The sequence below is a fragment of the Enterococcus sp. LJL98 genome (assembly GCF_054871745.1).
In genome coordinates this window covers 88,336-108,972 of the sequence record NZ_JBTXLU010000002.1, presented here as the reverse complement: position 1 = coordinate 108,972, position 20,637 = coordinate 88,336, and the positions used below count along the sequence as shown (strand labels likewise).

General features: G+C 39.6%; 22 protein-coding genes and 1 other annotated feature. Of the genes, 17 read left to right on the top strand and 5 right to left on the bottom strand.

Annotated elements, in window-relative coordinates:
• Positions 1-26: 26 nt before the first annotated feature.
• The gene (locus tag ACYSNO_RS04155) at positions 27-464 is read right to left on the bottom strand and encodes a MarR family winged helix-turn-helix transcriptional regulator (protein WP_461729816.1); all 438 of its coding nucleotides are present in this window, start codon (positions 462-464) and stop codon (positions 27-29) included.
• Between the two features lie 284 nt (positions 465-748).
• Here ACYSNO_RS04155 and ACYSNO_RS04150 point away from each other — a divergent pair, with 284 nt between their 5' ends.
• From ACYSNO_RS04150 to ACYSNO_RS04135, 4 genes are all read left to right on the top strand, one after another.
• Positions 749-2,227: a DEAD/DEAH box helicase gene (locus ACYSNO_RS04150; protein WP_461729815.1), complete on the top strand. Its 1,479-nt coding sequence runs from the start codon at positions 749-751 to the stop codon at positions 2,225-2,227.
• A gap of 233 nt (positions 2,228-2,460) precedes the next feature.
• Positions 2,461-3,060, top strand: coding sequence for a pentapeptide repeat-containing protein (locus ACYSNO_RS04145; protein ID WP_461729814.1), 600 nt, complete (start codon positions 2,461-2,463; stop codon positions 3,058-3,060).
• Between the two features lie 179 nt (positions 3,061-3,239).
• Positions 3,240-3,481 (top strand) — a binding site (T-box leader).
• 97 nt (positions 3,482-3,578) lie between these two features.
• Positions 3,579-4,394, top strand: a complete 816-nt coding sequence (locus tag ACYSNO_RS04140; protein ID WP_461729813.1) for a MetQ/NlpA family ABC transporter substrate-binding protein — start codon at positions 3,579-3,581, stop codon at positions 4,392-4,394.
• Between the two features lie 139 nt (positions 4,395-4,533).
• The gene (locus ACYSNO_RS04135) at positions 4,534-4,803 is read left to right on the top strand and encodes a hypothetical protein (RefSeq protein WP_461729812.1); all 270 of its coding nucleotides are present in this window, start codon (positions 4,534-4,536) and stop codon (positions 4,801-4,803) included.
• A gap of 55 nt (positions 4,804-4,858) precedes the next feature.
• On the opposite strand, the gene ACYSNO_RS04130 is transcribed toward ACYSNO_RS04135, so the two are convergent.
• Positions 4,859-6,010: a cobalamin-independent methionine synthase II family protein gene (locus ACYSNO_RS04130; RefSeq protein ID WP_461729811.1), complete on the bottom strand. Its 1,152-nt coding sequence runs from the start codon at positions 6,008-6,010 to the stop codon at positions 4,859-4,861.
• A gap of 222 nt (positions 6,011-6,232) precedes the next feature.
• Here ACYSNO_RS04130 and ACYSNO_RS04125 point away from each other — a divergent pair, with 222 nt between their 5' ends.
• The 10 genes from ACYSNO_RS04125 (at position 6,233) to hisC (ending at position 14,328) form a co-directional block, all read left to right on the top strand.
• Positions 6,233-7,042, top strand: a complete 810-nt coding sequence (locus ACYSNO_RS04125; RefSeq protein WP_461729810.1) for an aldo/keto reductase family protein — start codon at positions 6,233-6,235, stop codon at positions 7,040-7,042.
• A 275-nt stretch (positions 7,043-7,317) separates the two neighbouring features.
• Positions 7,318-8,511, top strand: a complete 1,194-nt coding sequence (gene hisZ / locus ACYSNO_RS04120; protein WP_461729809.1) for an ATP phosphoribosyltransferase regulatory subunit — start codon at positions 7,318-7,320, stop codon at positions 8,509-8,511.
• A complete protein-coding gene (gene hisG, locus ACYSNO_RS04115) occupies positions 8,504-9,154 on the top strand; it encodes an ATP phosphoribosyltransferase (RefSeq protein ID WP_461729808.1) in 651 nt (216 codons plus the stop codon). The genes hisZ and hisG overlap by 8 nt, the downstream gene beginning before the upstream one ends.
• On the top strand, positions 9,151-10,455 hold the full coding sequence (hisD, locus tag ACYSNO_RS04110; protein WP_461729807.1) for a histidinol dehydrogenase: 1,305 nt from the start codon (positions 9,151-9,153) through the stop codon (positions 10,453-10,455). Before hisG ends, hisD begins: the two co-directional genes overlap by 4 nt.
• Positions 10,452-11,045 (top strand): imidazoleglycerol-phosphate dehydratase HisB, encoded by a 594-nt coding sequence (gene hisB / locus ACYSNO_RS04105; RefSeq protein ID WP_461729806.1) that lies wholly within the window; start codon positions 10,452-10,454, stop codon positions 11,043-11,045. The genes hisD and hisB overlap by 4 nt, the downstream gene beginning before the upstream one ends.
• A gap of 82 nt (positions 11,046-11,127) precedes the next feature.
• A complete protein-coding gene (gene hisA, locus ACYSNO_RS04100) occupies positions 11,128-11,844 on the top strand; it encodes a 1-(5-phosphoribosyl)-5-[(5-phosphoribosylamino)methylideneamino]imidazole-4-carboxamide isomerase (protein ID WP_461729805.1) in 717 nt (238 codons plus the stop codon).
• Positions 11,841-12,599 carry an imidazole glycerol phosphate synthase subunit HisF gene (gene hisF, locus ACYSNO_RS04095; RefSeq protein WP_461729804.1) on the top strand — a complete coding sequence of 253 codons (759 nt, stop codon included), beginning with the start codon at positions 11,841-11,843 and terminating at the stop codon, positions 12,597-12,599. Before hisA ends, hisF begins: the two co-directional genes overlap by 4 nt.
• Positions 12,599-12,925: a phosphoribosyl-AMP cyclohydrolase gene (gene hisI / locus ACYSNO_RS04090; RefSeq protein WP_461729803.1), complete on the top strand. Its 327-nt coding sequence runs from the start codon at positions 12,599-12,601 to the stop codon at positions 12,923-12,925. The genes hisF and hisI overlap by 1 nt, the downstream gene beginning before the upstream one ends.
• Entirely contained in the window at positions 12,918-13,238 is a 321-nt protein-coding gene (gene hisE / locus ACYSNO_RS04085) for a phosphoribosyl-ATP diphosphatase (protein WP_461729802.1), read from the top strand. Before hisI ends, hisE begins: the two co-directional genes overlap by 8 nt.
• Positions 13,239-13,251: 13 nt before the next feature.
• Positions 13,252-14,328 carry a histidinol-phosphate transaminase gene (hisC, locus tag ACYSNO_RS04080; protein ID WP_461729801.1) on the top strand — a complete coding sequence of 359 codons (1,077 nt, stop codon included), beginning with the start codon at positions 13,252-13,254 and terminating at the stop codon, positions 14,326-14,328.
• A 134-nt stretch (positions 14,329-14,462) separates the two neighbouring features.
• On the opposite strand, the gene ACYSNO_RS04075 is transcribed toward hisC, so the two are convergent.
• Positions 14,463-15,023, bottom strand: coding sequence for a chromate transporter (locus tag ACYSNO_RS04075; protein WP_461729800.1), 561 nt, complete (start codon positions 15,021-15,023; stop codon positions 14,463-14,465).
• A gap of 1 nt (position 15,024) precedes the next feature.
• The gene (locus tag ACYSNO_RS04070; RefSeq protein WP_461729799.1) at positions 15,025-15,567 is read right to left on the bottom strand and encodes a chromate transporter; all 543 of its coding nucleotides are present in this window, start codon (positions 15,565-15,567) and stop codon (positions 15,025-15,027) included.
• A gap of 593 nt (positions 15,568-16,160) precedes the next feature.
• Here ACYSNO_RS04070 and ACYSNO_RS04065 point away from each other — a divergent pair.
• A complete protein-coding gene (locus ACYSNO_RS04065) occupies positions 16,161-17,009 on the top strand; it encodes a MetQ/NlpA family ABC transporter substrate-binding protein (RefSeq protein WP_461729798.1) in 849 nt (282 codons plus the stop codon).
• 114 nt (positions 17,010-17,123) lie between these two features.
• On the opposite strand, the gene ACYSNO_RS04060 is transcribed toward ACYSNO_RS04065, so the two are convergent.
• Positions 17,124-17,852, bottom strand: a complete 729-nt coding sequence (locus tag ACYSNO_RS04060) for a GntR family transcriptional regulator (RefSeq protein WP_461729797.1) — start codon at positions 17,850-17,852, stop codon at positions 17,124-17,126.
• A gap of 134 nt (positions 17,853-17,986) precedes the next feature.
• Between ACYSNO_RS04060 and ACYSNO_RS04055 the strand changes: the two genes are divergently transcribed.
• Both ACYSNO_RS04055 and ACYSNO_RS04050 read left to right on the top strand, forming a co-directional pair.
• Positions 17,987-19,729 (top strand): class I mannose-6-phosphate isomerase, encoded by a 1,743-nt coding sequence (locus tag ACYSNO_RS04055; RefSeq protein WP_461729796.1) that lies wholly within the window; start codon positions 17,987-17,989, stop codon positions 19,727-19,729.
• A 15-nt stretch (positions 19,730-19,744) separates the two neighbouring features.
• Positions 19,745-20,635, top strand: coding sequence for an ROK family protein (locus tag ACYSNO_RS04050; protein WP_461729795.1), 891 nt, complete (start codon positions 19,745-19,747; stop codon positions 20,633-20,635).
• Positions 20,636-20,637: the final 2 nt, after the last annotated feature.

Below are 20,637 nucleotides of genomic sequence, written 5' to 3'. Positions count from 1 at the left end.
AGAGATAAGATCATAATTAACAAATATTACTGGATATTGGTTTTCATTGTTTCAACGACACGTAAAAAATGGCTCAAGTCGTCTTCACTTAAATTTTCTTTTAACTGCTTTTCGATATCTTCAAGCACAAGATGAATTTTTTTTGTGCTTTCAATTGCTTTTGCCGTTAAGACAATTTGATTGCGTCGCTTGTCTTTGGTCGAGACGTGACGTTCCACCAGCCCACTTTTTTCCATCCGATCGATTAACTGGCTAGCGGTCGGCTTACGAATGGATAAGGCTTCTTCAATATCTTTTTGATAGATTTCTCGTTCTTGTTGATGATAAATCAGATGAATCACCATCGCTTGCGGGTGGGTTACATGCGCAATTTGATGGGAACAAGCTTCCTGCTCCATCTTCCGACTAAGTAAAAGTGATAATTCTCGAATATGAAAACCAAGTTTGTTTTGATGAAAATCCATAACCATCCTCCTAATATAGTTAACACACGAACTATTATTGTTGATTGCTTAAAAAAAGTCAATCCATACGAATTATTTTCTTGAAAATTTCAATAAATAAAACGGACCAAATAAAAGACAGTAGAGTTGATATCAATGCTTTTGTTCCCTCATCTAATTTTCATGCTTTCAGCCTTTTTCGTGTAATACACGAGAAAGCATGTTAAACTATGGAAGCGAAAAAATATTATTAAGCAAGTCGAAGGCAGACACTCGTTACTTGTTTAATCGAAGGATGTTAGTAGATGAGTCAAAATAAGTTTTCAGAATATCGTTTAGAGGATACCATTATTCGTTCACTGACGGTATTAAAGTATGTCGAGCCGACACCAGTACAAAGAGAGGTCCTACCCTTACTGCTAGAAAAACAAGACGTGGTGATTAAATCCCAAACAGGTAGTGGGAAAACAGCTGCTTTTGGAATTCCATTAGCCCAATTCGTCGCTTGGGAAGAAAGAGCGCCGCAAGCCTTAGTATTAACGCCGACTCGAGAATTGGCGATGCAAATTAAAGAAGAGATTTTTAATATTGGACGTTATAAACGGTTGAAAGTTGAAGCTTTATTTGGCAAAACTTCCTTTCAATCACAAGTAAAAAGTTTAAAGCAAAGGACCCATGTCGTCGTTGCAACACCCGGACGTTTACGCGATCATATTGAAAGAGGCACGATTGATTTAAGCCAAATCAAAACGTTGATCATTGATGAGGCGGATGAAATGTTTGCCATGGGTTTTATCGATCAAGTAGAAGAAATCTTGTGGGAATTACCTCAAGAGCGCACCACCGCGCTATTTTCAGCCACCATGCCTGATGCCGTGAAAGAGTTAACGCATCATTTCTTAAAATATCCGAAATTCGTTGAGATTGCAGCGGATGAACAGTCGAAAAAAAGAATTCGCCAACAATTTATCCGAGTAGAAGAGGAGGAAAAATTAGCTACCTTAAGAGATTTATTTGTTGTTGATAACCCAGATAGTAGTATTTTATTTTGTAACACCCAAGTCATGGTCGAACGTTTAATGAAAGAGCTGGATCGTGCAGGGATTAAAGTCGATATGCTGCATGGTGGCATGGACCAAAAAGACCGGACCCATGTGATGAATGATTTTAAACGAGGGTATTTCAGACATCTTGTCGCAACGGACGTGGCCGCACGTGGGATTGATGTGTCGGATATTGCATTAGTTGTAAACTATGATTTACCAGATAAAACAGAAACGTACGTTCATCGGATTGGTCGAACTGCTCGATTTGAAAACAAAGGCAAAGCATTGTCTTTAGTGAATCGTCGCGACACTCGTTCATTTGAGGCGATTTTAGAAGCGCAAAATCATTCCTTGGAAGAAATTCCTCGCCCTAGTCGTGCCACGGTGGATAAGTACCGCTTGGCATTTGACCAAAAACAAAGGAAAAACCCGATGCTGCGCAAAGAAATTGGACTTGAATTTAAAACAGATATTATGAAAATTCATATTAATGCTGGGAAAAAAACAAAAATGCGTCCAGGAGACGTTGTAGGTGCGTTATGTAATATTGAAGGGATAACAGGTGAGGACATCGGAGTCATTCATTTAATGGATGTTTCGACTTTTGTTGAGATCTTAAACGGCAAAGGTAAAAAAGCCTTAAACGCGTTACAAAAGATGCCAATCAAGGGGCGTAAACGCCGCGTTAGCCGTTCAAATGAAACCGAGTATGAGCGTCACTTACGTAATGGCTATTAATTAGAGAAACAAAAGTTTAGAAAGGGTCGAAAGACTGTTTGCTAAACTTTTTTTATTTCGCTTGAAAAAGCGAGTATACTAGTATCGTAGAGAAAACATCCTAATCACGAGGGGAAGGCACCCGATTTGGTTTTTCTTTGGTGAAAATCGTTAATCCCTGAACCCTAATGATTCCTTTATCATCCTCTCGCTAAAAAAGAAAAAATCATTCGAATTGAAAGGAAAGAAAAATCTTGTTCATTGAAAAGAAAAAACTTTGTTTAGATGACGTAGAAGCAGGAAGGCATTATAAGAATTGTCAATTTACTCATTCGATGGAGCGTCTGCGATTTTCAGATATCACTTTTGAACGTTGTGAATTTCAACAGATCGACTTTGACGACAGTGAGTGGTTAGATTGTCGTTTTATTCATTTAAATTGGTCGAACAGTACGTTTAACAATAGCATTTTTTATCGTTGTGTTTTTGAAAAATGCAATTTAACTGGCGCAAATTTTTATTACAATAATTGGAAGAATAGTCAAGTCGTTGAATCGAAAGCGAACTATTTAAATTTCAGTGAGTCGGCGATTGAAACATGTGAATTTAACGAAACAAATTTACAGGAATCTTATTTTCAAAACGTAAAAATCAAAAAAGGGTTGAAATTCCTTCGTTGCGAATTAGAGGAGGCTGATTTTTTAGAAACGAAACTGAAAGATGTTGATTTTTCAAAAAGTTATTTTGAGTCATTAAGAGTCTCCATCGATCAAATGAAAGGTTGTATAATCAGCCCATTGCAAGCCAGTATTTTCATTCGTTTAATGGGCGTGAAAATTTCAGATGCCGATTAACGATTGGATATCGGATTAGCATTTTAAGTAGGAGACCAAGTCTGAGATAAAAGAATAGCCAACATTGAAAACCGAATGGTAAGAATAATAGGTAAAAAATGCCGATGAAATGGATTGACATCTGTTTTCAGCTTTGCTATGATTTGTTTTACCTTAAAAATAAATGAGTTTTTAATGAGTGAAAGATATTGAAGAGGAAAGTAAGTTGCTGAAATCGTTGAGAAGAGAGTCCTGATTGGTGAAAAGGGATAACGAAGAAGCAATCGAAAATGGTCTCTGAATCGTTTAAGTGAGCAAAATGAGTGAGCTTAAAACGGAAGCGCCCGTTATCGCGCCGCAGTATGCGAGTGATCAAGTACTGAAAGAGGTGAGTCCTTGGACTTGCAAAAAAAGGTGGTACCACGAATGAATCGTCCTTTTATTAGAAATTATTTCTAGTAAAAGGACTTTTTTTATTTTTAGGATGGGAGGAAAAAATAAAAAGCGGAACAAAGTATAATCTATGAGGGGGAAATCAAATGAAGAAATGGTTAAAAGCTTTCATTAGCTTCACAATTCTAGCGAATCTAGGGTTATTTATAGTGGGGTGTGGAAAAAAGTCAGAGGGAGAAAATGTCGTAAAATTGGGTGTTGTAGGTGAAAACAATGAACCTTGGGAGTATGTACAAGAGCAGTTAAAAGCACAAGGAATTGAGTTGGAACTAGTGAAGTTTACCGACTATCGTCAACCAATCACAGCCCTTGAAGATGGGTCTATCGATCTGCACTCGGCCTTAACCGAAATTTTCATGGATAGTATTAACGAAGAAGCTGGTTTTTCAAACACGACGATTGCCTACACGACACTTAATCCTTTAGGTATTTATTCAGAAAAGATTCAGACCATTGATGAATTAGAAGATGGCGCGTTGGTTGCTTTACCAAACGATGTTTCAAATGAAAGTCGGGCCTTGTTACTTTTACAAACGGCAGGGCTAATCGAACTGGATGCAAGTAAAGGCCTATTGCCAAGTGTGAGTGACATTACAAGTAATCCCAAAAAGTTAGATTTTAAATCACTTGAAGCCAATCAAACGGCACGTGCATTAAAGGACGTGACCATATCCCTGATTAATAATGACATGGCAGCAAATGCAGGTTTTGTACCGACAGAAGATGCGATTTACTTAGAGCCAATTTCAGATAGCTCCAAACCATATTATAATGTCATTGCTGCGCGTGAGAAAGATAAGGACTCTGAACTTTACGGTAAGGTTGTCGCAGCATACCAAACAGAGGAAGTAAAAGAAGTCATCGCAGAAAGTACGAAGCGTTCAAGCGTCCCAGTCTGGTAAATATCTGCTTATAAGTGAAAACGAACCCCTTTTGTTGAAGAATCTGAGGCAAAAGTGCTCGTATCTTTAAAATATAGCTTGCTCTCGAACCGGTTTTATCATTTATACTCAAGTTCATTCAAAGAAAGAGGGTATGATGATGCAAACGTATATGAAAATAAATCAAATGTATTTGTTCGTTCGGCTCCACCTTTCAGGCAATCAATTAACTATTTACAGTCAAAAAGGAATCGGTCGTACGAAAAAGAAAGTGATTGACTTGGAAAAAATCGATTGTTTACATGAAGCACACGCTTTTGGTAATCAACAAATTTATTTTTCCTATGAAGGCAACCATTATTGGATTTACGAATCGGGCTTAGGTCTGCTCGAGTACCTGACCAATCATTTTGTGGCGAAGGTGGGTTAGCAAAAATCAAGCCGCATTTACGACAGGAAGCAATCGTAAATGCGGCTTGATTTTTTTATTTCCCCCAAAACTCCTGGGCAATCGCTTGGCCTTGAGCAATCTTTTTCCATTGTTGGTCAATCGAAAGTTCGTTTCCGCTGTCGCAAGAAGCAAAACCGCATTGATGCGAAAGGAAGAGTTGGTCTTTTGGAAGGACCTCGCTCGCTTTTTCAAGCATTTGGTAAACGCGTTCTTCTTCATCAAGGTGTGCTGTTTTGCTTGAAAGTAGCCCTAATACAACTTCCACTTCAGGCCGGTCTTGTAACACCGCTAGTGCACTTAGATCACCCGCACGTTCATCATCCCACTCTAAAAAGAAGCGGTCGTAGCGTTGGTCACGCAGGAATTTTTCAGCAATCGATTCATAAGTCCCACTGGCTGCGTGGCGACTTTCATAATTTCCACGGCAGTTGTGTGTCCAGACTTTCAATCCTAGTGTATGGGCGTAATCGGCGATTTCATTATTAATTCCAACAAATGTATCAGCTAATGCTTCGAGCCCTTCTTTTCCTGCGGAGAAAAAACTTTGATCGTTTTCTTCAGAGAATAATTCCCATAAACAATCGTCAAATTGAATAATTTCGCCACCTGCTGCTTGATACTCGTCTAAAAATTCTTTATAAGCTTGAATGAGGCCGTCCTTTAATTCTTCTTTTGTTTGGTAGACTTGGTCTGGCCCATAAATCTGATTGATAATTCCTAATTCTGTGAAGGCATGAGCGGCACCCCAAACGGTTAATTTGGCAGGATGGTCGCCTGCTTGTGCTTTTAACTTTTTGTAAAGTGTATTGAAATGATGATTTTTTCCAGAAAGGGGTTGTGTGATTCGGACACCGATGTCTTTACGCGTTTCATAGGTCCCACCGTCATGATCTTGGAAAGTGTACCCTGTTTTTGCGATAAAACGTTCGACGCCTTCAAATCCCCAGACGAAATCAAGATGCCACATGGAGCGAGAGTACTCACCGTCTGTAACGATGGCAATGTTTTCTTCAATTTGTTTTGCAATAATTTTTTCGATTTCCGCAGTTTCTGTTTCTTTGTACCCATCAAAGTCGTCATAGAATGGATACTGAATATCATCCCGGACTTCGATTTGATTTTTGTATTCCAATAAATTTTTGGGGCGTAGTAAAGAGCCCACTAGTTGAAAGCGATCGGTTGTCATGTCTTTTTCCTCCTGATAAAGTGAACAAGTATTTGATGAAATCAGCATAACAGAGATTTTGAAAGATGACTTATATGGATTAATAGGAACGAGTGATAGTTTTAAACTATGACTTGTTCCTATTAGTCCATCAAACGGAAATAAGCATCGTTCAAAGGTCTTGAAAATACGCTTTCAATTGGAATGTGTTATACTGTGAAAAAGCAAAGGGAGTGGTTATGCATGGAATTTGTCACATTGAATACAGGAATTAACATTCCAATTGTTGGTAGTGGAACGAATACGTTTGGCAAGGTTGATCGTCAATATAAAGGTGAAATCAACCATGACACAACGGAATTACTCACTGCGATTCAAGCGGGGTATCGTCATTTTGATACCGCAATTTCCTATCGAAATGAAAAGGTTGTGGGTCAGGCCATAAAAGAAAGCGGTTTGCCACGTGAAGCCTTTTTTCTTACAACGAAAATTCCGGGGACACCTGAACACACGGACTGTGAACAATCCGTTATTCGAGCGGTGACAAGTAGTCTTGAACAGCTGGGCACCGACTACCTTGATTTGTTTTTAATTCATCATCCTTGGGCGAATTTAGGCGAGATGGTTTTAGTCTGGCAAGTATTGGAAAATTATGTTGAGCAAGGGACGATTAAAGCAATTGGGGTCTCCAATTTTGAAGAAAAAGAACTTGCTTATTTATTGGAAAATGTCCGGATAAAACCGGCTGTAAATCAAATTGAGTCTCACCCTGGAAATTGGAATGATGCCTTACTAGATTTTTGTTTGAAAAATGAGGTGATCCCGGAAGCTTGGGGACCTTTGACAAATGTCAGTGAGGAGGCCAAAGCACTTTTAACGGAAATTGGGCACTCTTATGGGAAAACTTGGGCACAGGTTGTTTTGCGCTATCAAATTGAACGAGGGGTGATTGTCATTCCAAAATCGCATGATATTCAACGACAAAAAGACAATTTGGCTATTTTTGATTTTACCTTAACGAAAGAAGAACGAGAACAAATCGCTCAACTGTAAGCGAAATGAAAAGCTATGACTGCTGTCATGGCTTTTTTGTTTGTTTCTTTTTCGCTAAATAGAAGACAGTGCTTTAGTGACGGAATCAGTGAAAATAACCCTTTCGTCATCATTTAGAAAGTGAATGAACCGATAATTTTCAGAAAAAGACTGCTTTTTTATTCAAAATTGTTTACATTTGGGACGATTCTTGCTAGGATAGTCATAATATTCTGTGCAAATTTTAATCTTTTGTTTATATTTTTATAATCTAAATTTAATTAAGAGGTGATGAGATGAAGTGGAACCGGAGTTTACCCAATGGGACGAAGGATAAATTATTTAAAGAGGCTGTTCAGAGCCATCAATTAGAAAGTATGATGAATCATCATTTCGAATCCCGCGGGTATCAACGGATTGAAACACCTTTAATTGAATTTGAAGAAGTCTTTGATGGGATGGATCAAAAAGCAACTTCTCGCTATCGTTTTTTTGATGATCAAGGAAGAATTGTCGTCTTGCGTCCAGATATGACCTTGCCAATTGGTCGAGTGATCAGTACAACCGGCGTAATTCCCCCAGTCCAATTATTTTATAGTGGGAAAGTTTTTCGGGTCAACAAAGGACATTCAGGAGAGTACAACGAACAATTACAAGCAGGGATGGAACTCATCGGCTACGATTCGTTAAAAGCTGAAACTGAGTGTTTAATAAATGGGGTCGCTCTCACACAAAAAAGTGGGATTTTTGATTTCCAAATTGAAATCGGACATGCGGCAATTTATCAACGAATTGTTTCGAGTTTGCACTTAACAAAAGTGGAGGAGAAACAATTTAAATGGGTATTGCAAAGTAAAAATACACGAGAAATGCAAATCTTTTTAAAGGCGTACCAAGCGCATGTTTTGTATCCCTTGGTGTCTCGTTTGCCTCGATTGTTTGGTGAACCAGCAATTTTAGACGAGGTGAAACAATTGACGAGTGATCCTGAAATTTTAATGAGCATTCAAGCAATTGAAACACTGATTGCTCGAATTCAACAAGTTTATCCAGAACAAGAAGTTACAGTTGATATTGGTTTGGTTCAAGAATTTAAGTATTATACAGGAATCACTTTTAAAGGTTACAGTGATCAGACTTCGGATTGTTTTTTTAGTGGCGGTCGCTATGATGAACTACTGACGGAATTTTCGGTCGAACCACTACCAGCCGTTGGGTTAGTCTTTTACTTAGATCGTATGCTCTACTTAAAAAATCGGAAAGGAACCTTCAATAAACTTCCGGGAATTCAGACCTTGGTTTTCTTTGAAGACGATGCCTTGTTGCTTGCTGAAGAAACATTGGCACAAGAATCGCTCAGTCGCTTCAGTTTGTATGCAACCTTAGAGGAAACCTTACAACATGCCCAAAAATGGCAAATTCCACGTGTGCTCCATGTGAAAAAGCAAGGTGTCAAGGAGATTCGGATAGGAGGCGTCAAAGGTGAGTAAATTAAAAATTGCTTTAACCAAAGGACGAATTGAAGCGAGTACGATTCAATTGTTAGAAGAAGTCGGGATTCGTTGTGATTTTTTACGTAATAAAAAACGAAAACTGGTATTTGAGAGTCCTTACGATGACTATGAGTTTATCTTAGTCAAGGCAGTTGACGTCTTGACTTATGTCCAACAAGGGGTAGCTGATATTGGGATTGTTGGGAGCGACGTGTTGAACGAAGATGAACGAGACCATTATGAAATGCTGGATTTAGAAATTGGACGCTGCGAGTTTTGTGTGGCTTCGACGCCGGATTATGCCATCGATGATTATCGTCGAAAAATTATTGCGACCAAGTATCCAAGAACAGCTGCAAAATATTTTCAAGAAAAAGGCGAAGACATTGAAATGATTCAAATTGAAGGATCCGTCGAAATTGCGCCTTTGTTAGGTTTGGCCGATGCCATTGTCGACATTGTCGAAACCGGAGACACCTTAAAAGAAAACGGCTTAATTGTTTTTGAAAAAATGATGCCAATTTCCACTCGTCTGATTGTCAATCCCGCCTCTTTAAAACGAAAGAAGCAAGCGATTTGTCAATTGGTCGACCAGTTAGAAACGCATATTCAACAAAAGAAAGTGGGGGTTTCGACATGAAAATCATTTCTGGCAGTTTCGATGAATTAAAACAAGTCCTTGAACAACAAGTCGATCCGTTAGAAGAAGCAGAGGTCGAATCAATTGTTAAAGCGATTCTTTATGATGTCAAAACAACAGGCGATGAAGCGCTTTATCGTTATACAGAGAAATTTGACCAAGTAACATTAACCGATTTCCGTTTATCAAAAGAAGCGATCGAAGCAGGCTATCAAGCGACAGCGCCCGCAGTAATTCAGGCGTTAGAGCAGGCAAAGCGTCAGATCACCTCCTTTCATGAAAAACAAAAACAAACGGGATTTGTTGATGCTGAAAAAACGGGTGTCATTCGCGGACAACTCGTACTTCCAATAGAAACAGTTGGTATCTATGTACCAGGAGGGACGGCACGTTACCCGTCTTCCGTTCTAATGAATGCTTTGCCAGCAAAAATTGCCGGTGTGCAACGCATCGTAATGGTGACGCCAGGTGCACCCGACGGCTTGCCTCATGCACTTTTAGCAGCAGCAAAAATTGCCGGTGTCGATGAAATTTATCAAATTGGTGGTGCCCAAGCGATAGCTGCTCTTGCCTATGGGACGGCAAGCATTCCAAAAGTGGATAAAATTGTTGGACCTGGCAATCTGTTTGTTGCAACAGCCAAGAAAATTTTGTTTGGCGAGGTGGCGATTGACATGATTGCGGGACCGTCAGAAGTTGTTGTTTTAGCAGATGAGCAAGCGAATCCGCGTTTTATAGCCGCGGATCTTTTGTCACAAGCTGAACATGATCGCTTGGCACGAGCGATTTTAATTACAACAAGTCAAAATCTTGCCGCAGCTGTTCAAGTTGAAATCGAAGAACAGCTGATCCAATTGCCAAGAGAAGCGATTGCGCGTGAAGCGATTGAACAACGCAGTGGCATTTTTCTTGTGGAAGACATTGAAACCCAATTTTCTTTGATGAATTTCATTGCTCCGGAGCATTTAGAAATTCAGCTAGTGGATCCGATGTCGCATTTAAGTCGGGTGAAACATGCTGGGTCTGTTTTTTTAGGGGCCTATGCCTCAGAACCATTGGGTGATTATTTGGCTGGACCGAATCATGTCTTACCGACGAGTGGTACCGCTCGCTTTTTCTCGCCATTAGGGGTCGAAGACTTTGTAAAACGTACGGCTTTTCTTTCTTATACGAAAGAGGCGCTTGCACAAGAAAAAGACGCTGTGGCTATCTTGGCTCGAGAAGAAGGGTTGGAAGCACACGCTCGTGCAGTAGAAATTCGATTTGAAGAAGTAGCATCAAAAGTGGAGGCTAGAAAATGAAAAGAGAAGCAAGGTTAGAAAGAAAAACCGGAGAAACTGCCATTAAGGTCTTTTTGGCACTTGATGAGCAAGACCCCGTTTGCGAGATTCAAACGGGCGTTGGTTTTTTTGATCATATGTTAACATTATTTGCGCGCCATAGTTGCATTAGTTTTAAATGTGAAGCAAAGGGTGATTTAGAAGTAGATAGTCATCACACGGTTGAAGATGTGGGAATTGTAATTGGGAAATGTTTGAAGGAAGCATTAGGTGAGAAAATCGGGATTACTCGATATGGTCATGAGTATGTACCGATGGATGAAAGTTTAGGTTTTGTGGCATTAGATTTAAGTGGTCGTTCTTACCTCGTTTTTGATGCGGCTTTTGATCACCAAAAGGTAGGCGATTTTGATACAGAGTTAGTTGAAGAATTCTTTCAGTCCGTCGCTTTTAATGCAGAGATGAATTTGCATTTAAAAGTTCTTTATGGGAAAAATACCCATCATAAAATTGAAGCCCTTTTTAAAGCATTTGGCCGAGCCTTAAGACAGGCGATTGCCATTGATCCGAAGATTAAAGGTGTGAATTCAACCAAGGGTATTTTATCATGAACAATCGGCAACAGGAACTTCAATCATGATTGAAGTGTCGATTTAAAAGAACATTTGCAGATTCAAGGAAAGTGGTGTCTATATGATTATTTATCCGGCAATTGATTTGAAAGCAGGACGGTGTGTCCGTTTATATCAAGGTGATTTTGCACAAGAAACGGTGGTCAATCCCGATCCAATTCAACAAGCAAAAACATTTGAAAAAGAAGGAGCCAAAGCGTTGCATCTTGTTGATTTAGATGGTGCTTTAAGCGGTGATTTAACGAATGAAACGCTTATTCATGGGATTCGTGAAGCAGTCCAAATTCCTCTGCAAGTTGGTGGCGGTATTCGCTCAATGGCGCAAATCGCTCGATACCTAGAACAAGGCATTGATCGTGTAATTATTGGCTCAAAAGCAGTTGAAGATCCGGGTTTCGTTGCTGAAGCAGTTGCTCAATATGGCGATCGAATTGTCGTTGGGATTGATGCCAAGGAAGGATTGGTTGCCACGCGTGGCTGGTTAGAAGTGTCAGAAAAAGACTATTTGAGCGTTGCAGAGGAAATGGCGAAGCTTGGGGTAGCCACGGTTATTTTTACCGATATTGACAAAGATGGGACATTACAAGGGCCAAATCTCATTCAACTCCAAGCGCTTGCGCAAAGGGTTCCTCAATTACAAGTGATTGCCTCTGGTGGCATTTGTTCGAAAGAAGATCTGGAGGCAGTCAAAGCGCTCGGTCTGTCCGGCGTGATTTCAGGAAAAGCATTATACAATGGCAATTTAACGATGAAAGACGTTGTGGAGGTTGGTCTATGAGTAAGTTAAAAAGAATTATCCCCTGTTTAGATGTGACAGCAGGACGAGTGGTTAAAGGAGTCAATTTTGTCGATTTACAAGATATCGGTGATCCAATTGCGATTGCACAAGCGTATGAGGCGGCAGGTGCAGATGAACTGGTCTTCTTAGATATTACAGCGACCGTTGAAGGGCGTAAAACAATGATTGATTTGGCTCAGAAAACGGCTCAAGCGATTCAGATTCCCTTGACCGTTGGTGGGGGTGTGCATTCAATGACGGCCATCGAAGAACTATTAGCCGCAGGAGTTGCGAAAGTATCGTTAGGTTCTGCCGCCCTGACCCATCCGTCGTTTATTCAAACCGCCGCAGAAACATTTGGTTCAGAAAAAATTGTTTTGGCGATTGATGCAAAAAAAATTGCTAGCACCAACCGTTGGAGCGTGTATCGTCAAGGGGGGCGCGTGGATACTAAGATTGATGCCATCGAATGGGCACAAAAAGTGGAACAATTAGGGGCAGGAGAAATTTTATTAACGAGTATGGACGGCGATGGGACGAAAGCCGGTTACGATCTTCCTTTAACCAAGGCAGTGTCAGATGCAGTGTCCATCCCAGTAATTGCTTCGGGCGGTTGTGGCAAACTCGAAGACATTGTTGAAGTTTTTCGTCAAACCTCCGTTCAGGGAGCTTTGGCTGCTTCCGTTTTTCATTACGGGGAGATTTCAATTGCTGAAATCCAAGCAAGATTAAAAACAGAAGGGATTGTTGCGTAGTGTGCGCTCCTGATTTTTCAAAAGGGCTAATCCCAGCAATTATCACCGACTTTCAAACGAAAGACGTCTTGATGTTAGCTTATATGAACGAAGAAAGTTACCAAAAGACGTTAGAAACAAAGGAAACTTGGTTTTACTCTCGCTCCAGACAGGAACTTTGGCACAAGGGGGCGACAAGTGGACACGTTCAAATAGTGAAAAGGATGCGACTGGATTGTGACTGTGACACCTTGTTGATCCAAGTCGAACAAAAAGGTGTGGCCTGTCATACTGGAGCGAAAAGTTGTTTTTTTCAAGTCGTAAAAGAGGAGGCAGACCATGGATAGTTTGGTGACTTTATATGAAGAAATCGTCACTCGGAGAAATACACCCAAAGAAGGGTCCTATACGAATTATTTGTTTTCGAAAGGCCTCGATAAAATCTTGAAAAAAGTTGGGGAAGAAGCCACTGAAGTCGTGATTGCAGCGAAAAATCACGACAAGGAAGAGCTCGTCGCTGAAAGTGCAGATTTGCTTTACCACTTACTCGTTCTGTTGGCTGAAAATAACATTTCATTAATGGAAATTGAAAAAGAATTAAGCGATCGACAAGGGAAAATCAGTCAAACAAAAGAGCGAGAAAAGATTATTGATCTCTAGGAAGGAAAAATAGATGAAAGAAAAAACGACCCTCTCCAGTTTAAGCCCCTATGTTCCAGGACGTCCGATGGCAGAAGTACAAAAAGAATTTGGTCTAGAAAAAGTTGTAAAATTGGCCTCTAACGAAAATCCTTTTGGCTCATCAAAAAAAGTCCAGGTGGTTCTTGCTGAGTCCTTAACAAACTTAGAATATTACCCAGATGGGAGTGCGAAAGACCTAAAAAGAGCGATTGCAAACTTTCATCAAATTTCGGAGGAGCGTGTCTTAGTTGGGGCGGGCCTCGATGATGTCATCCAAATCATTTCTCGGTCGATTTTGAACCCAGGTGATGAAGTGATTGTAGCAGACCCGACTTTTTCTCAATATGAATTACATGGAGTGATTGAAGGGGCGAAGGTTGTCAAGGTCCCAGTGCTCTCAAAAACCGGTGAAATGGACTTAGCTCAAATGCTTGCAGCGCTGACGCCTTTAACGAAAATCATTTGGTTGTGTAATCCGAACAATCCAACAGGAACTTACCTGCCTCAAAATCAAATTCGTGCATTTATTGAAAAAGTACCAGAAGATGTTTTAGTCATTAGTGATGAAGCCTATCAAGAGTACGTAACGGTCGAAAAAATTTCAACGAGCTTCCCTTTGTTAAATGAATTTTCGAATCTATTAGTCATGCGTACATTTTCGAAAGCTTATGGTTTGGCAGGGCTTCGAATCGGTTATGCCGTGATTCCTGAAAAGTTGCATCGCGCTTTTGAGATTGTTCGTCCGCCGTTTAATACAAGTAGTTTAGCACAAAAAGCAGGGATTGCCGCTTTGGCCGACCAAGCTTTTATCAAACAAACGGTGCGAGTCAATCAAGAGGAATTAGGGAAATGGGAACGATATTTGGATGAAAAAAAATTAGCTTACTATGTTTCTCAAGGGAATTTTATTTTCTTTCATGTCGAACAAGATGAAAAGCAACTAGCGAAAGCGTTGATGGAACGAGGGTTTATTGTCCGAGCTGGTTTGCGTTCGGAATGGTTGAGAATCACGATTGGACATTCAGAAGATAACCAGAAAATTCGAGAAATTTTAGAAGAGTTATTATAAAAAGGAAGGAGGCTATGACAAACGTCCTCCCTCCTTTTTTGATTGAATTTAAATGGGGATGGAATCTTTTTACGGTCATTGCCCTCCTCTTGAAGCCATCGATAGAAAAAAACATCCTAAAACGCGGATGTTTTTTAGCGGTACAGCAATAACCCCAGGATGCCCGTTGCGATTAAAATGAACATGGGATTGATTCTCCACTTTCGTAAACAAAAGAAAGAAAGCAGGAAAACAGGGACAGCAAGAAAGTTTATGGCTCCTTCAGTGAAATCAAAGGAGAGATTGCCGAAGAAGGCGATAGATAAAATTGAAATGGAAGCAGAGGCGATGAGGCCGACAGCAACCGCTTCTAATCCATTAAAAATATATTGAATCAATCTGGAATCTTGTTTTTTTTGAAAGAAACGATGTAAGAAGAGTGAAATGAGACAACCGGTGATCACCGTACAGACCGTTGCGACAATCGCTCCAGGTAAACCACCAATCCGCAAGCCAACAAAAGTTGAACTGTTTACGGCTAAAGGACCTGGTGTCATTTGAGAAATCGTAATGATATCGGTAAATTCCTTGATTGTTAACCATTGATTTTCAGTGACGATGATTTGTTGAATGAGTGAAATGGTCGCATATCCTCCGCCAATACTAAATAAGCCGATTTGCAAAAAACTAAAAGCGAGCTTCAGTAACACACTCATTTTAGCTTCCCTCCTTTTTGGCTAGAAACAATAAGAAGGCAATCATAACTAAAATTAAGAACATGGGGTGTAGGTTGAAAAAGTAGTTGGCGACAAAAACAATGATTGGGATAATAATAAAAATTTTCGCGTTTTTTTTCATGAGTTGTTGATACATAGTAAGAACCAAATCAACAATAATCGCAGCAACGCCAGCTTCCATGCCTTTTAGGACACTCGTAACAACCGGATTGGTCGAAAAAGAGGTATAACTATAAGAAATGACGGATAGGATAAGAATGGATGGGAGAATCGCCGCAATTCCACTGAGTAAAGCGCCTGTTTTTCGGTTGACTCTTTCGCCAACAAGTACCGCTAGATTCACTGCAATGGCTCCAGGAGAAGTCTGGGCAACGGTAGAGAGTTGATAAAGTTCATCTTTTGATAGGTATTTTTTATTCAGAACAAAGTATTTTTCCATCATTGGAATAACCACATAACCGCCACCAAAAGTAAACATGCTAATAAAGAAATTTGTTAAAAATAAGTATTTGTTTTTACTCAAAGAAACACCTCAAACTTTCATGTAATCACCTTTAATTGTACCATAGAATGGGCCAGAAACCCTTGTTTTATTGAAAGAAGTCCTAGTCAAAGGTTTGGTTTTATTCTTTAGGATGAAGAATTGGCTAAGAGGAAGAAGGCTAAAAAAATCCTGTGAATCAAACAGAAAAAGACTAAAAAAGTTTTGAATAATCGTGTCATTTTTTTTAAAAAAGTTGCTTGTAAGGGTCAAAGTGTTTGTGTATAATTAGTTTACAGTAAGAATATGATGATACGTAGATGAGAAAAGGTGTGGATTGATTTTACAGAGAGTTCCTGTTTGCTGAAAGGGAATACTTCAAGAAATATGACAATGGTCTCTGAGTATTAGTCACTGAATTGACAGAAGTCTTTAAGTGCTACAGTTTCGCCTGTTATCGCGATAGAGTATGACGGTACTCGAAAAAGTGGTTTACATTTTTTTATGTAGGCAAAAAAGGTGGTAACGCGGATATTTGATAAATTCAGCAAACTCGTCCTTGGCAAGTTATTTGTCATGGACGAGTTTTTTATTTTTATCAAGGAAAATGTTGGGAAGAAAATGGAGGGAAAGTAATGAGGAAAAGTAAAGGTTGGAAATTTTTTTTAGTGGGCGTTTTATTTTTTTCTGCAGGTTGTGGCTTAATAGAAAAATCAGATTCTGGGGAAATAGAGGATAAAAAAGAGCTAACAGTTGGTTTTATTGCAGGGACTCCTTATCGAGACCAGTTTGAACAAGGCATTGCCCCAACGCTAGAAAAGCAGGGCTATGCTCTTGATTATAAGGAATTTACGGAAGGAATCCAGTTGAATATTGCTTTGAATAGTGGCGATGTCGATGCCAATGTTTTTCAACACGAACTTTATATGGAATCTATTAACGAACGGGAATCCTTTAATAATATCGCCCTTATTCAAAATCCTACGCCCCCTTTAGGTTTATATTCGAATAAGCATGATTCGACTGACCCGGTGAAAGGTGCACGGATTAATGTTTCAAATGAAGCGGTTAATTTAATAAGGGGGTTACAACTGTTAGCTGATTTAGGTTGGATTACCATTAGAGAAAATATTAATCCCGCCACTACCTCCCTTAGTGATATTGTTGAAAATCCTTACGAACTGACATTTGTTGAAAGTGATCCAGCTTATGCGCCTTTAATTTTAGAAGACGTCGATTTTTCGATTATTCAAGGAGCAAATGCGATTGAAAGTGGCTTGTCTCTCACTTCGGCCTTGGCACTTGAGAAGGTGGCACCTCGTTTTACGATTATTGTTGCAGTTGCTAGTCGAAATCAATCTTCTCCTTTTGTGGAAGATTTAGTCGCAGCTTATAAAAACCCCGTATTTCAAGATTACATCGATGGGCAATCTCAATATGATGGTTACGCTCGCCCCGATTATTTTGTGACAAGAAATGAGTAGTAGGGGTTAGACCTACTCGAGAAATTTCAAAAAACACCAGTAGAAACGACTTGAATTTTCGTTTGACTGGTGTTTTTCTCTTGAAAATTGGAACCTCTCAATCCCCTTTGAATGTTAGTCCTTCGTAAAATCCAAATAATACTTATATTTACCACCCACATAGTAACACTCTGTATATTCTGAAAATTGGTTCGTGACGTCCTGATTAAATCGGACACGTTTTAGGATGGGTTCTGCTTTGCTTAATTTCAATAGCGTTTGCAGTTCTTTCGTCGCAATCATTGCTTCCACGTACTCGATTTCCTGTGCTGGATAAATCTCGAATTGTTTTAAATATTCATAAAAAGAACCATAATAGTCTTTGGATGTTAAAGAAAAATAGGATTTGTAAGGAACATAAGTGACGAAATAAGCAAGAAAATCTTCGTCGGTTCCTCGCACTCGTTTAAAAAGTAAAACATCTTCACCTGGATTAATTTTTAAATACTTGGCGATACGATAGTCTGCTGTAATTTTGCTGACTTCTGCCTGTAGGGTCGTCGCGATTTTCCCTTGCTCTAACATTTCTTGGGTAAAACTTTTAATCATCGTGACGTGATTGGTTGTTTCTGGAGAAAAGTGATTGACGAAAGTCCCTTTCGCTTTTTTTCGAATGAGTAAATTTTCTCGGGCGAGCTCGTCAATGGCTTTTCGAATCGTGATGCGACTGACATGGTAAATGTCGCATAAATCCATCTCAGTAGGAATGCGTTGTCCTTCGGTCCATTTCTCTGTCCGGATATTTTCTCTTAAGTCATTGGCGATTTGGGCATAAAGGGGTTGAGATTTTTGAGATTGTTGCATAATTGTCTCCTCCTTGTGTCCTATTGATATAACAATAGAGTCTAAAGCTTGATTTCATAGGATTTAAAATAAACAAAACGAGGGTTGAAAACGTGTTATAGTGTAGTCAAATAAATAAAAAGGGGACTACATTGATGAAGTATAACTTCAGACCAACGACAAAAGTCGCAACACCGAATCAAATTTTTACGGATTACCTATCTATTGTGACACAACTGAATCAAGAAATCCAAGACAAAAGTATGAATGTTATAACAATTGAAAATTACCCCATCGTCAATGAAGTTGAAATCAAAGAAGCCATTCTTCAACCATTAGAACCAACACTTACGGTTCATACAGATGAAATTTTTATTTCCTCTGAAGCATTGGAGGCGATGATTGCCCATCATTTAACTGATGACCGGGTGTTTGGTGTGATGAGTCACCATCATCTAGAGGCGTTCATCGATCGAAAGAAACTAGAACAGGTAAAAAAACAAATTCAACAAGTTATTTCTGAAAACGGTTTAGTTGCTATTTATGGAGTGGGTGCCAGTTTAGTGACGAAACCAGATTTACTTATCTATGCAGATTTGTCTCGTTGGGAGATCCAAATCCGTTATAAATCAGGTGAATTTAGTAACTGGCATGCAGACAATGCCGGAGAAGATGTGAATCGGATGTTAAAACGTGGCTATTTTTTCGAATGGCGTGTCGCCGATAAACAGAAGAAACGCGCGTTACCCGCATCGACTTATGTTCTTGATACACACCAAGCAGGACAACCAGTGATGATCAAAACGGCAGACTATTTAGCAGGGTTACAAACAATCGCCAAACAACCCTTCTCCTTAGTCCCGTTTTTTGACCCTGGTGTTTGGGGTGGTCATTGGATGCAAGAAACCTTTGATTTTCGAAAGGAAGAGGTCAATTTAGCTTGGAGTTTCAATGGTGTGCCAGAAGAAAATAGCTTACTCCTTGACTTTGGCGTGGGACAATTTGAAACACCAGGAAATAACTTAATGTTCTTTAACGGGGAAGAAGTTCTAGGCGATCGTGTCTTTGGATTGTTTGGAGAAGAGTTCCCGATTCGTTTTAACTTCTTAGATACCGTAGGTGGACAAAATTTAAGTTTACAGGTCCATCCAAAACTAAGTTATTTACAAGATACTTTTGGTGCAAATTACACGCAAGACGAAAGTTATTATATCTTACACGTAGAACAACCAGAAGCCAATGTTTACTTAGGATTTAAAAATGGCGTTGAAAAAGAAGATTTGATGGCGGCTTTACGTCGTGCAGAAGCGGGTGAAGAAGTCTTTGATGATTCGAAATACATTTATCAGCAACCAATTAAGAAACACGATCACTATTTAATCCCAGCAGGAACGATTCATTCCAGTGGAGCGGATAGTGTTGTCTTAGAAATCAGTGCCACACCGAATCGCTTTACGTTTAAATTATGGGATTGGGAACGACTCGATTTAGACGGGAAACCTCGTTCGGTCCATTTAGCACATGGTGAGCCGAATCTAGATATGCGTCGTAATGAAGATTGGGTGAAAAAAGAATTAATCAACCAATTTGTCGTGATGGGGCAAGGTGACGGTTGGATGGAAGAAAAAACGGGTCTTCATAAAACCGAGTTCATTGAAACGAGACGTCATACCTTTACTGATACCGTGCTTCATGAAAATCATGACAGTGTCAATGTCTTGAACTTGGTTGAAGGGGAAGAAGTGACCGTCGAGAGTTTAGATGGCTCTTTTGAACCCTTTGTCGTACATTACGCACAAACCTTTATTATCCCTGAAGCAGTGAAGCGATATAAAATTACCCCAACAGGCCCATCAGTTGGAAAAGAATGCAAGACGATGAAAGCTTATATTCGTTAGGATTGGAGGAGGAAGATGGACGCTTATTACTTATTATTTGATGTTGGAGGTACTGAAATTAAAATGAATGCACTTGATTCAGGGGGGACATTCTTGTACAAGGAACATCAATATGCACCTTCTTACTCGTTTGAATCAAAGGAAGTGATTTTAGACCACTTTCGAAAACTCATCTTTTCAGTGATTGATACTTTTTCAGAGAAGGTATTAAAAGGGATTGGTTTTGCCTTTCCTGGTCCCTTCGATTATGGAGAAGGCATCAATTTAATGCAAGGGATGCGTAAATATGAAGCGATTTATGGGGTAAACTTACGTCAAGTCATTCAAATTTGGCTAAAAGAAGAGCAACAACCTTTGGTACCGATTCGATTTGAAAATGATGCGACTTGCTTTGCGCTCGGTGAGTACCATCAAAATGCGGGATCTCAAAGAGGGATTTACCTGACCTTAGGAACAGGCTGTGGTTCCAGCTTTCTATCAGAAGGGAAAGTTGTCAAAGAAGGTTATGGCTTAAACGGCATGGGGATGATTTACGATGTGCCTTTTCGTGAAGGAATCATTGATGAATATTTATCGGTGAATGGGTTAAGACACCTTGCGGAAGTGAAAAATTATCCTTTTATCAATGGAAAGGAACTAGCCGAGGCCGCTCTGTCGGGTGATTCTTTGGCTCAAGAAATTTATCGAGCTTTTGGCACAATGATTGGGGAAGGCATCCAGTCTTTTGTTGCAGACTTTCAACCAGATGAAGTTGTTTTTGGTGGCCAAATTAGTAAAAGTATCGCTTTATACCATGAAGCGATTGCAGCAGCTTGTCATCCTTTGAAAGTGAACATTCGTCGAACAAAAGATACAACCACATCCACATTATGTGGAATATATCATGTCATAAAAGACAATCAATAGAG